15 protein-coding genes are annotated in these 15721 nt (G+C 71.4%); 12 read left to right on the top strand and 3 right to left on the bottom strand.

Features of this window, described 5'->3' with window-relative positions:
- Window positions 1-109: 109 nt before the first annotated feature.
- The 4 genes from SH922_RS23580 (at window position 110) to SH922_RS23565 (ending at window position 5671) form a co-directional block, all read left to right on the top strand.
- Complete coding sequence (locus SH922_RS23580; protein WP_393059877.1) at window positions 110-1465, top strand: sensor histidine kinase; 1356 nt, start codon at window positions 110-112, stop codon at window positions 1463-1465.
- Between the two features lie 210 nt (window positions 1466-1675).
- The gene (locus tag SH922_RS23575; RefSeq protein WP_393063668.1) at window positions 1676-2335 is read left to right on the top strand and encodes a LuxR C-terminal-related transcriptional regulator; all 660 of its coding nucleotides are present in this window, start codon (window positions 1676-1678) and stop codon (window positions 2333-2335) included.
- Between the two features lie 329 nt (window positions 2336-2664).
- The gene (locus tag SH922_RS23570; RefSeq protein WP_393059876.1) at window positions 2665-4620 is read left to right on the top strand and encodes a 2-oxoacid:acceptor oxidoreductase subunit alpha; all 1956 of its coding nucleotides are present in this window, start codon (window positions 2665-2667) and stop codon (window positions 4618-4620) included.
- On the top strand, window positions 4613-5671 hold the full coding sequence (locus SH922_RS23565; RefSeq protein ID WP_393059875.1) for a 2-oxoacid:ferredoxin oxidoreductase subunit beta: 1059 nt from the start codon (window positions 4613-4615) through the stop codon (window positions 5669-5671). The genes SH922_RS23570 and SH922_RS23565 overlap by 8 nt, the downstream gene beginning before the upstream one ends.
- An 85-nt stretch (window positions 5672-5756) precedes the next feature.
- On the opposite strand, the gene SH922_RS23560 is transcribed toward SH922_RS23565, so the two are convergent.
- Window positions 5757-6149 carry a winged helix-turn-helix transcriptional regulator gene (locus SH922_RS23560; protein WP_393059874.1) on the bottom strand — a complete coding sequence of 131 codons (393 nt, stop codon included), beginning with the start codon at window positions 6147-6149 and terminating at the stop codon, window positions 5757-5759.
- Between the two features lie 110 nt (window positions 6150-6259).
- Between SH922_RS23560 and SH922_RS23555 the strand changes: the two genes are divergently transcribed.
- The 6 genes from SH922_RS23555 (at window position 6260) to SH922_RS23530 (ending at window position 12726) form a co-directional block, all read left to right on the top strand.
- On the top strand, window positions 6260-7120 hold the full coding sequence (locus SH922_RS23555; protein WP_393059873.1) for an SDR family oxidoreductase: 861 nt from the start codon (window positions 6260-6262) through the stop codon (window positions 7118-7120).
- A 193-nt stretch (window positions 7121-7313) separates the two neighbouring features.
- The gene (gene rarD / locus SH922_RS23550) at window positions 7314-8291 is read left to right on the top strand and encodes an EamA family transporter RarD (RefSeq protein ID WP_393059872.1); all 978 of its coding nucleotides are present in this window, start codon (window positions 7314-7316) and stop codon (window positions 8289-8291) included.
- A 62-nt stretch (window positions 8292-8353) separates the two neighbouring features.
- Window positions 8354-9925: an FAD-dependent monooxygenase gene (locus SH922_RS23545; RefSeq protein WP_393059871.1), complete on the top strand. Its 1572-nt coding sequence runs from the start codon at window positions 8354-8356 to the stop codon at window positions 9923-9925.
- A gap of 38 nt (window positions 9926-9963) precedes the next feature.
- A complete protein-coding gene (locus SH922_RS23540) occupies window positions 9964-11601 on the top strand; it encodes a hypothetical protein (RefSeq protein ID WP_393059870.1) in 1638 nt (545 codons plus the stop codon).
- Complete coding sequence (locus tag SH922_RS23535) at window positions 11598-12287, top strand: class F sortase (protein ID WP_393059869.1); 690 nt, start codon at window positions 11598-11600, stop codon at window positions 12285-12287. Before SH922_RS23540 ends, SH922_RS23535 begins: the two co-directional genes overlap by 4 nt.
- Complete coding sequence (locus SH922_RS23530) at window positions 12268-12726, top strand: VOC family protein (protein WP_393059868.1); 459 nt, start codon at window positions 12268-12270, stop codon at window positions 12724-12726. Before SH922_RS23535 ends, SH922_RS23530 begins: the two co-directional genes overlap by 20 nt.
- A 74-nt stretch (window positions 12727-12800) precedes the next feature.
- Here SH922_RS23530 and SH922_RS23525 read toward each other — a convergent pair whose 3' ends face one another.
- Window positions 12801-13325: an AAA family ATPase gene (locus tag SH922_RS23525; RefSeq protein ID WP_393059867.1), complete on the bottom strand. Its 525-nt coding sequence runs from the start codon at window positions 13323-13325 to the stop codon at window positions 12801-12803.
- Between the two features lie 94 nt (window positions 13326-13419).
- Here SH922_RS23525 and SH922_RS23520 point away from each other — a divergent pair, with 94 nt between their 5' ends.
- Complete coding sequence (locus tag SH922_RS23520; protein WP_393059866.1) at window positions 13420-14211, top strand: maleylpyruvate isomerase N-terminal domain-containing protein; 792 nt, start codon at window positions 13420-13422, stop codon at window positions 14209-14211.
- Window positions 14212-14243: 32 nt separating this feature from the next.
- On the top strand, window positions 14244-15053 hold the full coding sequence (locus SH922_RS23515; RefSeq protein WP_393059865.1) for an HAD family hydrolase: 810 nt from the start codon (window positions 14244-14246) through the stop codon (window positions 15051-15053).
- 64 nt (window positions 15054-15117) lie between these two features.
- Here SH922_RS23515 and SH922_RS23510 read toward each other — a convergent pair whose 3' ends face one another.
- Window positions 15118-15702 carry a TetR/AcrR family transcriptional regulator gene (locus SH922_RS23510; protein ID WP_393059864.1) on the bottom strand — a complete coding sequence of 195 codons (585 nt, stop codon included), beginning with the start codon at window positions 15700-15702 and terminating at the stop codon, window positions 15118-15120.
- Window positions 15703-15721 lie beyond the last annotated feature (19 nt).

The raw sequence follows: 15721 nt of genomic DNA, 5'->3' as shown, positions 1-15721 counted from the left end.
CAGCCGCACACGAAGACGTACCGCCCAGCCGTACACACAGACCCAGACGCAGACGTACACGCAGACGCAGATGCAGCAGAAGCAGACGTGGAAGAAACGGACGGAACCCATGGCCACGGCATACGGACCGGACACCCGGGACCCCCAGCGGCAGGGAAGCGGTCCTGGGGACCACCTCGCAACGAAGCACGTCCTGCCGGCCGCGCTGCGGGCCCCCATCGAGGCCAGGACCTGGCGCGAGTTCGGCTATCTGATGCTGAGCCTGCCGATCAGCATCGTGCTGTTCGTCTTCGCGATCACCATGACCTCGGTGGGCGCCGGACTGCTCATCACCTTCCTGGGGATCCCCGTCCTGGCCGCAGGCCTGACCATGTGCCGCGGCTTCGGCGCGCTGGAGCGGGCCCGGGCGCGTGGCCTGCTCAAGCTCGACGTGGCCGATCCCGCGCCGGTACGGGGCAGGACCGGCGGTCCGATGTCCTGGATGGGGGCGGTCCTGAAGAGCGGGGTGTCCTGGCGGCACCTGCTCTACGCACTGCTGCACTTCCCGTGGGCGGTCTTCGCGTTCGGCGTCTCACTGACCCTGTGGTCGTGGGGCTGGGCGGCCCTCACGTACCCGTTGTGGCACTGGGTCTTCCCCACCTACACGGGGGTCGACGGGGTTCAGCTGTACGGCGACGCCACCCACCAGGTCTACCTGGACTCGTCCGTCGAGCTTGCTCTGACCAGCGCCTTCGGTCTGGTGTTCGTCCTGGTCACGCCGTGGATCATGCGCGGCCTGACCTCGGTGGACCGGCTGATGGTGGCCGGCCTGCTGGGCCCGTCGCGGCTGGCGACGCGTGTCACGGAGCTGGAGTCGGACCGCGGTGTGGTCGTCGACACGGCCGCCGCGGACCTGCGCCGCATCGAGCGGGACCTCCACGACGGCGCGCAGGCCCGGCTCGTCGCCCTCGCCATGGATCTGGGGCTGGCCAAGGAGAAGCTGACCGCCGATCCGGAGGCCGCGGCCAAGATGGTCGACGAGGCCCACGGTGAGGTGAAGGTCGCTCTCCAGGAGCTGCGCGACCTGGCCCGCGGCATCCACCCCGCCGTCCTCACCGACCGCGGACTGGACGCCGCCCTGTCCGCCATCGCCTCCCGCTGCACCGTCCCCGTCACGGTCGAGGTCGACCTGTCGACCCGTCCCGCGCAGGCCATCGAGGGCATCGCCTACTTCACCGTCTCCGAGCTCCTGCAGAACGTCAGCAAGCACGCCCACGCCACCCGCGCCTCGGTCGACGTGTGGAGGTCGGCGGACCGGCTGATGCTCCAGGTCAGCGACAACGGGCGCGGTGGCGCCGACCTGACGTCGGGCAGCGGTCTGGCCGGTCTGACCGAACGGCTGGACGCGGTGGACGGGATCCTCGTCGTCGAGTCCCCCGTGGGCGGCCCGACGAAGGTCACGGCCGAGCTGCCCTGGCGCGGCTGAGCCGCCGGCTCCCCTCCGGCACCCGGGCGCCGGGCGGACCCGTACCCCGGGCCGGCCCGGCACCCGGGCGTTCCGGCCCCCGCAAGGACCGGCGCGCCGCGACGCAACCCTGCAAAGGCTCGCGCCGTCGCTGCAGGTACTGGGATGCTGGACGGCATACGGGTGGGAACAGCGAGCAGTGGGGGATTCAGCGTCGTGGTGGAGGACAGGGTGCGCGTAGTCATCGCCGAGGATTCGGTACTGCTCCGGGAGGGACTCACCCGGCTGCTGACGGATCTCGGGCATGACGTCGTGGCGGGGGTCGGTGACGCGGAGGCGCTGATCAAGACGGTGGGCGACCTCGCCGGGCAGGACGCGCTGCCCGATGTGGTGGTCGCCGATGTGCGGATGCCGCCGACACACACCGACGAGGGCGTGCGGGCCGCGGTGCAGCTGCGCAAGGAGTATCCGGGGATCGGGGTGCTGGTCCTTTCGCAGTACGTCGAGGAGCAGTACGCCACCGAGTTGCTGGCCGGGTCCAGCCGGGGTGTGGGGTATCTGCTGAAGGACCGGGTCGCCGAGGTCCGCGAGTTCGTGGACGCGGTGGTCCGGGTGGCGCAGGGCGGCACGGCACTGGACCCCGAGGTGGTGGCGCAGCTGCTTGGCCGCAGCCGTAAGCAGGACGTGCTGGCCGGCCTGACGCCGCGTGAGCGCGAGGTGCTCGGCCTGATGGCGGAGGGGCGGACGAACTCGGCGGTGGCCAGGCAGCTCGTGGTGAGCGACGGCGCGGTGGAGAAGCACGTCAGCAACATCTTCCTGAAGCTGGGGCTGTCCCCCAGCGACGGTGACCACCGGCGTGTCCTGGCCGTCCTGACCTATCTGAACTCCTGATGCCGCCCACCAACACCTGACACCCTGTCAGGTAGCTCTCACCCGGGCCTGTCCGGGCGAAACGCGACGGCCGCATCCGGCCGCGAGAGGGGTGGGCGCGGGCGGGAACGAACGGAACCGGCGGTTCACCCCCGAATGTCTCCAGCGAGGGTCCAACGGGGATCCGGGCGGCTGGTGAATCATGACGGAACAGCACCGAAAAGCGTCTCAAAAGGCCGTCCACTATGTGATCGGCCAGAGGAAGGCGACCCTTACAGACGTAGGGTGGGGCTGGGGACCGCCGGCGGGCCGGATGGTTCCGAGCCGCCGCGCCGAGGGAGGTCCAGTAAGTGACCAGCCAGGTCAGTAGCCCAGCCGAACAGGCCGACGAGGCCAGTGAGGCACTCGTAGGGGGACAGCGTGCCCCCCAGTCCGCACCAGCAGGCACCGGCGAGAAAGAGATCCGCCGCCTGGACCGGGTGATCATCCGTTTCGCGGGTGACTCCGGAGACGGTATGCAGCTCACGGGTGACCGTTTCACGTCGGAGACCGCGTCCTTCGGGAACGACCTCTCCACGCTTCCGAACTTCCCCGCCGAGATCCGCGCCCCCGCAGGAACCCTGCCGGGCGTGTCCTCGTTCCAGCTCCACTTCGCCGACCACGACATCCTGACCCCCGGCGACGCGCCGAACGTCCTGGTGGCGATGAACCCGGCCGCGCTCAAGGCCAATATCGCCGATGTGCCGCGCGGCGCCGAAATCATCGTCAACACCGATGAGTTCACCAAGCGGCCGATGGCGAAGGTGGGCTACGAGACCAGTCCGCTGGAGGACGGCTCGCTGGAGGCGTACAACGTCCATCCGGTGCCGCTGACCACGCTCACCATCGAGGCGCTGAAGGAGTTCGGGCTCTCCCGCAAGGAGGCCGAGCGCTCCAAGAACATGTTCGCGCTGGGCCTGTTGTCGTGGATGTACCACCGGCCTACCGAGGGCACGGAGAAGTTCCTGCGGGCCAAGTTCGCCAAGAAGCCGCAGATCGCCGAGGCGAACGTGGCGGCGTTCCGGGCCGGCTGGAACTTCGGGGAGACCACCGAGGACTTCGCGGTCAGCTACGAAGTGGCCCCGGCGACAGCCGCGTTCCCCACCGGCACCTACCGCAACATCTCGGGGAACCTCGCCCTGTCCTACGGCCTGATCGCCGCGGGCCGGCAGGCGGACCTGCCGGTCTATCTGGGCTCGTACCCCATCACTCCGGCCTCCGACATCCTGCACGAGCTCAGCAGGCACAAGAACTTCGGCATCCGCACCTTCCAGGCCGAGGACGAGATCGCGGGCATCGGCGCCGCACTGGGCGCCGCCTTCGGCGGTGCGCTCGGGGTGACGACGACGTCCGGGCCGGGGGTGGCCCTGAAGTCGGAGACGATCGGCCTCGCGGTCTCCCTCGAACTGCCCCTGCTGATCATCGACATCCAGCGCGGCGGCCCCTCCACCGGGCTGCCGACCAAGACCGAACAGGCCGACCTGCTCCAGGCGATGTACGGGCGCAACGGGGAGGCCCCGGTGCCGATCGTGGCCCCGAGGACCCCGGCGGACTGCTTCGACGCGGCGCTCGACGCCGCCCGGATCGCCCTGACCTACCGCACCCCGGTCTTCCTGCTCTCCGACGGCTACCTGGCCAACGGCTCCGAGCCCTGGCGCATCCCCGAGACCGACAGCCTCCCGGACCTGCGCGTCCAGTTCGCCGGCGGCCCCAACCACGAACTGGCCGACGGCACCGAGGTGTTCTGGCCGTACAAGCGCGACCCGCAGACCCTGGCCCGCCCCTGGGCCGTCCCGGGCACGCCCGGTCTCGAACACCGTATCGGCGGCATCGAGAAGCAGGACGGCACGGGCAACATCTCCTACGACCCCGCCAACCACGACTTCATGGTCCGCACCCGTCAGGCCAAGATCGACGGCATCGAGGTCCCGGACCTGGAGGTCGACGACCCGGCGGGGGCGAAGACCCTGGTGCTCGGCTGGGGTTCGACGTACGGCCCCATCACCGCAGCCGTCCGACGGCTGCGCGCCGCCGGACACCCGATCGCGCAGGCGCATCTGCGTCACCTCAATCCGTTCCCGCGGAATCTCGGCGAGGTGCTGAAGCGTTACGACAAGGTGGTCGTCCCCGAGATGAACCTCGGGCAGCTGGCCACGCTCATCCGGGCCAAGTACCTGGTGGACGCGCACAGTTACAACCAGGTCAACGGCATGCCGTTCAAGGCCGAGCAGCTTGCGACGGCCCTCCAGGAGGCCATCGATGCCTGAGACCAACGAACTCCTCCAGCTGGTGCCGAAGACCGAGGCCAAGCAGTCCATGAAGGACTTCAAGTCCGACCAGGAAGTGCGCTGGTGCCCCGGCTGCGGCGACTACGCGGTCCTCGCCGCCGTGCAGGGCTTCATGCCCGAGCTCGGACTGGCGAAGGAGAACATCGTCTTCGTCTCCGGAATCGGCTGCTCCTCCCGCTTCCCGTATTACATGAACACCTACGGGATGCACTCGATCCACGGCCGCGCCCCGGCCATCGCCACCGGACTCGCCTCCTCCCGGCGCGACCTGTCCGTCTGGGTGGTCACCGGTGACGGCGACGCGCTGTCCATCGGCGGCAACCACCTCATCCACGCGCTGCGCCGCAATGTGAACCTGAAGATCCTGCTGTTCAACAACCGGATCTACGGGCTCACCAAGGGGCAGTACTCCCCCACCTCCGAGGTCGGCAAGATCACCAAGTCGACGCCGATGGGTTCGCTCGACGCGCCCTTCAACCCGGTGTCGCTCGCCATCGGCGCGGAGGCCTCGTTCGTCGCCCGTACCGTCGACTCCGACCGCAAGCACCTGACGAGCGTGCTGCGCGCGGCGGCCGACCACCCCGGCACGGCGCTGGTGGAGATCTACCAGAACTGCAACATCTTCAACGACGGCGCGTTCGAGGTCCTGAAGGACAAGGACCAGGCCCAGGAAGCGGTGATCCGCCTGGAGCACGGGCAGCCGATCCTCTTCGGCACCGACGACTCCAAGGGCGTCGTACGGGACTCGCTCACCGGCGATCTGAAGGTGGTCGCCGTCACCGAGGAGAACCGGTCGCAGATCCTCGTCCACGACGCGCACGCCGCGTCTCCGACCACCGCCTTCGCGCTCAGCAGGCTGGCCGACCCGGACACCCTGCACCACACCCCGATCGGGGTGCTGCGCAGCGTCGAACGGCCGGTCTACGACACCCTCATGGCCGACCAGCTCGACACCGCGATCGAACAGCAGGGCAAGGGCGACCTCGGCGCCCTGCTCGCGGGCAACGACAACTGGACGGTCGTCGGCTGACGCCCGTGCGACCGAGAAGCGCCGGCCCTCCCCGTGTGCACGGGGAGGGCCGGCGCTTCGCTGTGCACGCCCGGACGTGCGCCCCTCAGCCGGTACGCATCTCCTTGCGCGCGTCGTACGCCGCGCGCGCCGCGTCCACCGCGTCAAGGCTCCGCTCCGACCAGCGCGCCAGGGCCCACACCTGCTCGGCGGCCTCCCGGCCCAGGCCGGTGAGGGTGTAGTCCACACGCGGGGGGATCACCGGCTTGGCGTCCCGGTCCACGAAACCGTCGCGCTCCAGGGTCTGGAGGGTCTGCGCCAGCATCTTCTCGCTGACGCCGCCGACCGCGCGGCGCAGTTCGCTGAAGCGGTACGAGCGCTCCAGCAGGGCGGCGAGCACGAGGACGCCCCAGCGGCTGGTGACGTGTTCGAGGACCAGCCGGGACGGACACATCGGCTCCCGCACATCGGGCCGTCGCTCCAGGTTGCTTACGCTCATGCCAGTACCTTACTTCAAAGTGGGTACTTTCGTTTGGTTAGCGCCACCCTTACGGTGAGTACCAGAACGCATGAACGGGAACTTGAGCACCTGAAGAGGAGAAAAACCCCATGAGCATCGTCGTCACCGGAGCCACCGGAGAGCTCGGCCGTCTCGTCGTCGAGCAGCTGCTGACCACCGTCCCCGCCGAAGGGATCGCCGCCGTCGTCCGCGACAAGGAGAAGGCCGCCGGCCTCGCCGACCGCGGCGTCGAGCTCCGGATCGCCGACTACGACCGCCCCGAGACGCTGGCCGGCGCCTTCCGGGCCGGCGACCGGGTGCTGCTCATCTCCGGGAACGCGGTCGGCAGCCGGGTCGCGCAGCACACCGCGGTCATCGACGCGGCCAAGGCTGCGGGCGTGGCCCAGCTCGCGTACACCGGCATCCTGGGCGGCCCCGACGCGGACTTCCAGCTGGCGGCCGAGCACAAGGTGACCGAGCAGCTGATCCTCGACTCCGGCCTGCCCTACACCTTCCTGCGCAACGGCTGGTACACGGAGAACTACACCGCGAACCTGGCCCCGGTCCTGGCCCACGGCGCCGTCGTGGCCAACGCGGGCGAGGGCAGGGTCGCCTCCGCCTCCCGCGCCGACTACGCCGCCGCGGCCGCCGCCGCACTGACCGGCGAGGGCCACCTGGGCGCGGTCTACGAGCTGAGCGGGGACGTCGCCTGGTCGTTCGCGGAGTACGCCGCGGAGGTCGCCAGGGCCTTCGGCCAGGAGGTCGTCCACAACGACGTCCCGGCCGCCGTGCACCAGGAGATCCTGGTCGGCGCGGGCGTGCCCGAGGGCTTCGCCGCGATCCTCGTCGACGTGGACGAGGCGGTCCGGCGCGGACTGCTGGCCCACACCGGTGGCGACCTGGCCCGGCTGATCGGCCGCCCGACGACGCCGCTCGCCGAGACCGTCGCCGCCGCGGCAGCCGCACGGTAAGGGCTGCCCCCCGGCTCAGCCGCACGGCAGGAAACCCACAGCAGGCCCCTCTGCCCGGGCACGGCAGGAAACCCACAGCAGGCCCCTGCCCGATGTCATGACCGTCTGGCGATACGGCTATGACACCGGGGCCCGTCGGCGCTACCTTCGTCAGGTTGACGGAGTCGTCGACAGACACCTGCCAGGAGGGCCCGTGAAGGGAAAGAACGAAGAGCGGGCCGGACTCCTGTCCGGCGTCACGGCCTACGGCCTGTGGGGGGTCGTCCCGCTCTTCTGGCCCCTGCTGAAGCCGTCCGGCGCGGTCGAGATCCTGGCCCACCGCATGGTCTGGTCCCTGGGCGTCGTCGGCATCGCGCTGCTGGCCCTGCGCCGCTGGGCCTGGATCGGCGAACTGGTCGGACAGCCGAAGAAGCTGGGCCTGATCTCGGTCGCCGCGGCCGTGATCACCGTCAACTGGGGCCTGTACATCTGGTCCGTGAACAACGGGCACGTCGTCGAGGCCTCCCTCGGCTACTTCATCAACCCGCTGGTCACCATCGCCATGGGCGTCCTGCTCCTCGGTGAACGACTGCGCCCCGCACAGTGGGTGGCGGTCGGTACCGGCGTCGCGGCGGTGCTGGTGCTGGCGATCGGCTACGGACAGCCGCCGTGGATCTCGCTGGTCCTGGCCTTCTCGTTCGCGACGTACGGCCTGGCGAAGAAGAAGGTCAACATGGGCGGCCTTGAGTCGCTCACCGCCGAGACCGCCGTACTGTTCGTGCCCGCGCTCGGCTACCTGGTGTGGCTGGGCACACAGGGTGAGTCGACCTTCACCTCCGAGGGCGCCGGCCACGCGGCGCTGCTCGCCGCGACGGGCCTGGTGACCGCCATCCCGCTGATCCTGTTCGGGGCAGCCGCGATCCGCGTGCCGCTCTCCACTCTCGGGCTGTTGCAGTACCTGGCGCCGGTCTTCCAGTTCATTCTCGGGATCGTGTACTTCCACGAGGCGATGCCCGCTGAGCGGTGGGCCGGCTTCGGGCTGGTCTGGCTGGCCCTCACGCTGTTGACCTGGGATGCGTTGCGGACTTCGCGGCGCACGAGGGTGCAGGCACAGGCCGCACGGCTCGCCGCGGCGAAGCAGGCCGCCCCGTCCGCGGCGGAGGCACCCACCACCACGCATTCCATTACCTAGTTGCTTTTTTTACTCGGTTGCGTTTCTCTTGGGGTCCACGGAAACGCAACCGAGGAGTACGCATGTCCGCATCCCCGACCACCGTGCTGATCGTCGGCTCCGGGCCGACCGGGCTGACCCTGGCCATCGATCTCGCCCGGCGGGCCGTCGACGTGACGATCATCGACAAGACCCCGCAGTTCCCGCGCAGTTCCCGGGCCAAGGGGCCCAATCCGCGCTCCCTGGAGGTCCTGGAGGACCTCGGCGTCGTCGAGGAGGTCCTGGCCGCCGGATCCGCGCCGCTGCCGATGCGCAAGTACCGGGGCGGGGTGCCGATCGCCGACGCCGCCCCCTTCGCGGATGCGCACCCGACGCCGGACGCCCCCTTCGGCCGGCCCCGGACGATCGCCCAGTGGCGGCTGGAGGAGGCCCTGCGGAACCGGCTCGCGACGTACGGCGTACGGGTCGGACTCGGCCGCGAGCTCGTGGGACTGGCCGAGGGCGAGGCGTCCGTGACCGCCACGCTCGCCGACGGCGGGGAGATCGAGGCGCGGTACGTCGTCGGCTGCGACGGCGGCCACAGCGCGGTGCGCAAGCTGCTCGGCGTCCCGTTCGAGGGGAAGACGGACGAGACGCAGATGATGGTCTGCGGCGACGTCGAGGTGCGGGGGCCGGACCGCGGCTTCTGGCACCAGTGGTTCGACGAGGACGGCGCCGTGATGCTCTGCCCGATCCCCGGTACGCAGTCGGGCTGGTGGTTCCAGGCCGGCCCCGAGACCGACGCCGCGGGCGTCCCCGTGCCCCCGTCGCTGGAGAGCTTCCAGCGACTGTTCGCCAAGCACACCGGGCTGCCGGGCGACCTGTTGTCGCAGGCCGCGCTGCTCTCCACCTACCGGGTCAACGAACGCATGGCGGAGCGCTACCGGGTGGGCCGGGTGTTCCTGGCGGGCGACGCCGCCCACGTGCACTCGATCGCGGGCGGGCTGGGCATGAACACCGGCATCCAGGACGCGTACAACCTCGGCTGGAAGCTCGCCCGGGTCGCCTCCGGGCAGGCGGACCCGGCCCTGCTCGACACCTACGAGGAGGAGCGGCTGCCGGTAGCGGCTGACGTCCTGGACCTCAGCGCGGAGCGGCTGCGGGCCACCATGGAGGCGATCAAGAAGCCGGGCGGCGGGCTGGACACGGCGGTCACCGAGCGGACCACCAGCCCGGGCAGCGGCTACCACTGGAGCTCGCTGGCCCGCCTCGGCCGCGCCACCTCCCGGCTGCGGGCGGGCGACCGCGCCCCTGACGCACCCTGCCGCGACGTCGCCACCGGCACCCCCCGCCGACTCTTCGAGGCCTTCGCGGGACCGCACTTCACCCTGCTCGGCTTCGGCGCGGGCACCGCACCCGCGCTGCGGGAGGCGTCGGCAGCGCACGAGGGCGAACTGCGGGCGTACGGGGTGGACACGGGCACCGCGCACGGCCTGGCCGACGACGACGGCCACGCCCGCTCGGCGTACGGCGTCGAGCCCGGCGAGGACCTCCTGGTCCTGATCCGCCCGGACAACCACGTCGGACTGATCACCCCGGCCGGAGACCGGCAGGCGGTCGGGGAGTACCTGCGCGCTGCGGCATTGGAGCGAGCCTCAGCGCGTCACGGTGGGTAATACACTACTGACGCACGGTTTATATTTTCCTCACACTCATGACCCGACCCATGCGCACTTCCGGGACGTCACGCACGCTCCTGCGCACCGCGACCACCACCGCCGCCCTGTCCGCTCTGACGCTCCTCGCCTGCGGTGTCGCCCCCACCGCAGGCGCGGACGACACCGTGCAGACCGTCCACCCTTCGGGCCTCGGCCCGACGGGCCCCTGGTTCCGGCTCCAGGAGACGGCCCCTGACCGGGACCCCGGCATCCAGGAAGTCTCCCCGAAGCCCGACCCGGTCCATCTGAACGGCAGCCTCCACCTGGCCATCGGCGCCGGCGAACAGGCCCAGGCCGCCCACTACTTCAACTCGACCTGGACGCCCGAGCCCATGCAGCCGCTGCTGGACGCCGGCATCTCGTACTGGGCGTACCTCTCCACCGAGGGCTCCAGCGCCACCAACATCGGGGCCAACCTGCAACTGCCGGCCCTGTGCGGCACCTTCACCACCCTGTCGTTCGAACCCGGCAACAACACCGACACGCAGGGCGAGGCGCTGAAGCCGGACACCTGGCAGAAGTACCGGCTCTCCGGCAACTCGGTGATGCGGACCTCGAACGCCGTGGCCGGCATCCCGGCGGGCGGGGACGCCCCGCTGTCGCACTTCATCGAGGAGTGCGAGGGTGCCTACGGGGTGATCGCCAACATCGGCCGGCTCGGCGCCGCGGACGGCAGGCTCAACACCTACGTCGACAACATCACCGCCAAGGGCACCACCTGGGACTTCGCCGTCACGGGCCGTGCGTCGGCCGCGCTCACCGTCCCCGAGGAGATCGAGGCGGGGGACGGCCCGCGTCCAGCCGACGTCTCCTACACCAACCCGGATGACGGGCCGCAGTACCCCGGCATCGGCACGCACCTGACGCTCAAGGGACCGGACGGTCTCCAGGCGGACCAGCTGACCGTCATGTCCGAGGGCTCCGAGGTCGCCCTGACGAAACACCCGGACGGGAGGCTCACCGGCGAACTGCGGACCAACCTCCGGGCGGGCGGCACGCTGGAGCCCGGCGGAGAGGCGGGCGCCGCGTTCACCCTCGCCGCCGACGACGGCGCGCCCACGGGCCCGCTCGACGTGACGACCGAACTGACCGTCACCATCCCCGGTCTCGACGCACCGCGGCGCACGAGCACGAGAGCGACGGAGCGCACCCACATCACGGCGGCCGACGACGGCGGACCCAGCCCCTCGCCCAGCCCCACCCACACCCACCACCCCAAGCCGACCCCGACCCCGACCCCGTCCGGCGGCGGCAACGGCGGCGGCCACGGCGGCGGCAACGGCGGTGGACACGGCGGCGGACACGGCGGCGGCAACGGCGGCGGCAACGGCGGCGGTCACAGCGGCGGCAACGGCAACGGGAACGGCCACTGGGGCGGCGGTCACGGCAACGGCGGCGGCAACGAGGGCGGCAGCGGCGGAAGCGGAAGCGGCGGCACCAGCGGCGGCCACGGCAACGGTGGCGGCGCGATGCCCAGCGGCCCGGTCGATGCGGGCGACGGTTCCACCGCCCTGACCGGCAGCGGATCGACCGGCCTCTCCGGTACGGGCCTGGCGGCCGGTGCCGCCGGGCTGTTGGCAGCGGCGGGCGCCGCTCTCGGCGGGCTCCGCACGGTACGGCGCCGGCGCGGTTGAGCGCCCGCACCCCGCGGGAACGGCCCTCACGGCGGCCGTTCCCGCGCCTGATCGCGGCGGCCGGGCTGATCCCGGCCGCCGCGGCGGCACTCGTCCTGCTCCTGGGCTCCCCCCTGACGGAGCCCGGCATCCACGCCGCCCCCCGGGACGGCGCAGTCACCGTGGCACCAGTCGGGCCCGCCCCCGCCTCCCGCCCCGTCCGCGTCGACATCCCCGCCCTCGGAGTCAGCACACCCCTGGTGGACCTGACCCTGGACGGCCGGGGCAAGCTCGGCGTCCCCGACCCGGCGGAGCGCAATCTGGCCGGCTGGTACCGGGACGGAGTAACACCGGGCTCCCCCGGCACCGCCGTCGTGGTCGCCCACGTCGACACCCCGACCGGCCCGGCCGCCTTCGCCGGACTCGACACGCTGCGCCCCGGCGCGACGGTCGACGTGCGCCGGACGGACCGAACGGTCGCGACCTTCCGCATCTACGCGATCGAGGAGTTCGAGAAGAGCGACTTCCCCAGCACCCGCGTCTACGGCCCGACGAAGGACGCCCAGCTCCGGCTGCTCACCTGCGGCGGCGCCTACGACCCCGATGCGGGCGGCTACCTGTCGAACGTGGTGGCCTTCGCCCGCCTGGTATCGATTGAGCACCCGGAATCCGCCGTTCCGGGCAAGAATGTCTCCCATGACTCTTGAGTGGAAAGTCGTCATCGACGCCGCCGACCCGCACGCCCAGGCCGGGTTCTGGTCCGCCGCCCTCGGCTACGAGATCGAGGACAACAGCCCCCTCGTCGAACGCCTCCTGGGCCTCGGAGCCGTACCGGAGGCGATCACGACGACCGCGCACGGGCGGCGGGCCTGGCTCGACCTGGCAGCGGTGCGGCACCCGGACGACCCCCACGAGGAGGAGAGCGGCACGGGGCTGGGGCGGCGGCTGCTGTTCCAGCGCGTACCGGAGCCCAAGACGGTGAAGAACCGGCTCCACCTCGACCTGCACGCCGGACCGGAGCGCCGCGACGCGGAAGTGGCCCGGCTGGAGGGGCTGGGCGCGAAGGTGCTCCGCAAGGTGGCGGAGCCGGGCGGGACGTGGACGGTGCTGAGTGATCCGGAGGGCAACGAGTTCTGCGTCCAGTAGCCGTCGTCGCCGTCGTGCGGCGTCCCCTGCACCGAGGGCCCGACGGGACGGGGCGTCGACACCGGCCGTAGCGGTCACCCGAACGACGGCCACCGGTCGGTGGCCCACTCCCGCCAGCCAGCCCACCCGGAGGGCGGCTGGGAGACCGTCCGGCATCCCAGTTCCGCCGCGTCGGGCTCCTCGAAGTGCGCCCGCCCGTGCAGGATGTCGGTCTCGGTCACCGGAAGCGTCTCCCCGGCGGCGGTCGCCCGGCGATGGGCGATCCGGGCACGCTGGGTCTCGTCGTCCACCGGCAGGTAGATCATGTGGAGAGAAGCGTCCTCCGCCTCCACCAGCCAGCGGATCGCGGACCGCTCGTCCCGGGACCAACAGCCGTAGTCCAGCACGACGTCGGTGCCCAGCCTGACCGCCTCCAGGGCGAGCCAGAGCATGCGCCCCTCCAGCACATCGCGCTTCCCGTCCTGCTCCGCCTCACCGAACAGGGGGAGCATCCAGTCGTCGGGCGTCAGGCGCAGCGCACCGTGCTCCTCGGCGAGCTGCCGGGCTCTCGTGGTCTTTCCGGCCCCTGGCAGGCCGACCATCAGGAACAACGTGGTCACACTCGGATCGTGTCAGAAGTGCGGCGGGCGGGCTGTGAGTACGCAGGAACAAAACCGCTTTCCGATTGTCGGAACGCGGTGATAAACACTCGGTGTGACAAAGCCACTTGAGTTCCCCGTTCTGCTGCGGCTGATCGACGAACGGTCGACCGCCTTCCGCGCCGCGGTCGCCTCCGCACCCGACCTCGACGCACAGGTGCCGACCTGCCCCGAGTGGACGCTGTTCGATCTGGCGCAGCACATCGGCGAGGGGCGCCGCGACTGGGCCGCCACCGTCGCCGCCGGGCCGGCTCCGGCCAAGTCCGCAGCGGAGGGCGCCCCGGCCGCGCCCCGGGAGCGCGAGGCCCTGCTGGCCTGGTTGGCGCAGTCCACGGAACTCCTGCTGGAAGCACTGCGGGAGGCCGGCCCGGATCGCGACTGCTGGACGTGGTGGGAGACGTTGCAGTCGCCCGGGACGTCCGGTGCCGTAGCCCGGCACCAGCTCCAGCAGATGGCGGTGCACACGTACGACGCCCAGATCACCGTGGGTGCCCCGCAGCCGCTCCCGGACGAGGTGGCACTCGACGGGGTCGACGAGTTCCTGTCCACCTGCGTCGCAACGACGAGCCCCTGGCCCCACAAGCCCGCTGCCATTGACTTCCACGCCTCCGAGGGCCGCTCCTGGCGCCTCTCGCTCTCCGCCGAAGGCGCACGGACCGCCCGCCTCCCCGGACCCGACGCCGGGCCGGCCACCACGGCCTCGCCGGACGCCGCCGACGCCTCCGCCCGGGGCACGGCCGACGAGCTGGTCCTCATCCTGCACGATCGCATCCCGATCGACTCGGTGGAGCTCGACGGCGACCGACGTCTCTTCGAGCAGCTCAGCGCCTGGGACCCGGACGAGTAGGCCGTGCCCCTGGCGGACCCTAGGCTTGACCCATGCCCTTCCCGCCCGCATATGCCCTCGTCGCCACGGACCTGGACGGCACTCTGCTGCGCCACGACGACACCGTGAGCCCCCGTTCCCGCGCCGCGCTCCGTCTCGCCGCTTCGGCCGGGGCCCGGCATCTGGTGGTGACCGGGCGGCCCGTGCCGGGGGTGCGGGAGTTACTGGCGGGGCTGGGGTACGAAGGGCTCGCCGTGTGCGGGCAGGGGACGCAGTTGTACGACGCCGGGGCCCGGCGCACCGTCCGGGCGGTCACGCTCGACCGTGAGGCGGCTGATGCGGCACTCGGGAAGATCGAGGCGCAGGTGGGGGCCGTCTTCGCCGCGGTCGATCAGGACGGGGCCGACGGGCGCACGCTGATCGAGCCGGGGTACCGGATGCCGCACGCCTCCCTGCCCGCGCAGCGCACGCGGCACCGGGACGAGCTGTGGGCCGCGCCGGTCGTCAAGGTGCTCATCCGCCACCCCGAGCTGGGCGACGCCGCGCTCGCCACCGCGGCACGGGCGGTCGTCGGGGATCTGGCCACCGTGACGCACTCCGGGCCCGGGACGGTCGAACTCCAGCCGTACGGGGTCGACAAGGGCGCCGGGATCGCGCTGGCGGCCGAGGAGCTGGGCGTGGATCTCGCCGCCACGATCGCCTTCGGCGACATGCCCAACGACCTGCCCATGTTCCGCCGCTGCGGGTACGGGGTGGCCATGGCCAACGCCCATCCGGAGCTGCGCGCGGCGGCCGACGAGGTGACCCTGTCCAACGAGGACGACGGGATAGCGGTCGTCCTCGAGCGGGTCTTCGTGCGCTGACCCACGGCTGCTGAAGGCCCGGTCCGCGTAGTGGAGTGCCCGCCGGCCCTTCAGGCCTTCGGCGCTACCGCGCCCCCAGCGACCGCAGCACGTGGGTGACCAGCGCCGCAACCGTCTCCGCGTCCTGCATCGGCTTGCGCAGGACGTGGCGGTAGTAGACGGGGCCGTACAGCATCTCCACCGCGAGGCGCAGGTCCGCGCCCGGCGGGATCTGGCCCTGCTCCTGCGCGCCGCGCATCCGGCCGACCGCCGCCTCGAAGCGGGGGTCGATCAGTTGCGTACGGACCGTTTCGGCCAACTCCTCGTCATGGTGGAGCTCGGAGAGTATTCCTGCGTACGCGGGCCCGAAGGGTGGCTCGGCCAGGAATTTCACCGCGCCCGCCACATGCGCGCGCAGGTCCTCGGCGATGTCGCCGGTGTCGGCGAACGGCGTGGCGATGGTCAGTGCCTCCGTGAACGCCTCCAGCAGCACCGCGCTCTTCGACGGCCACCAACGGTAGATCGTCTTCTTGCTGACACCGGCCCGAGCCGCGATGGCCTCGACCGTGACGCGGCCGTACCCCTTCTCCGTACAGAGGTCCAGGGCGGCCTCCAGCGTCGCCCTGCGGGAGCTCTCGCTCCGGCGCAGCGAACTCGGCGATGTGATCATTCGGTGAGCATAGGTCTGT

It is taken from the genome of Streptomyces sp. LN549 (genome assembly GCF_043203805.1).
Lineage (GTDB): Bacteria > Actinomycetota > Actinomycetes > Streptomycetales > Streptomycetaceae > Streptomyces.
Note: the sequence above shows the minus strand (reverse complement) of the source record. Positions and strands in the feature narration are given on the sequence as shown.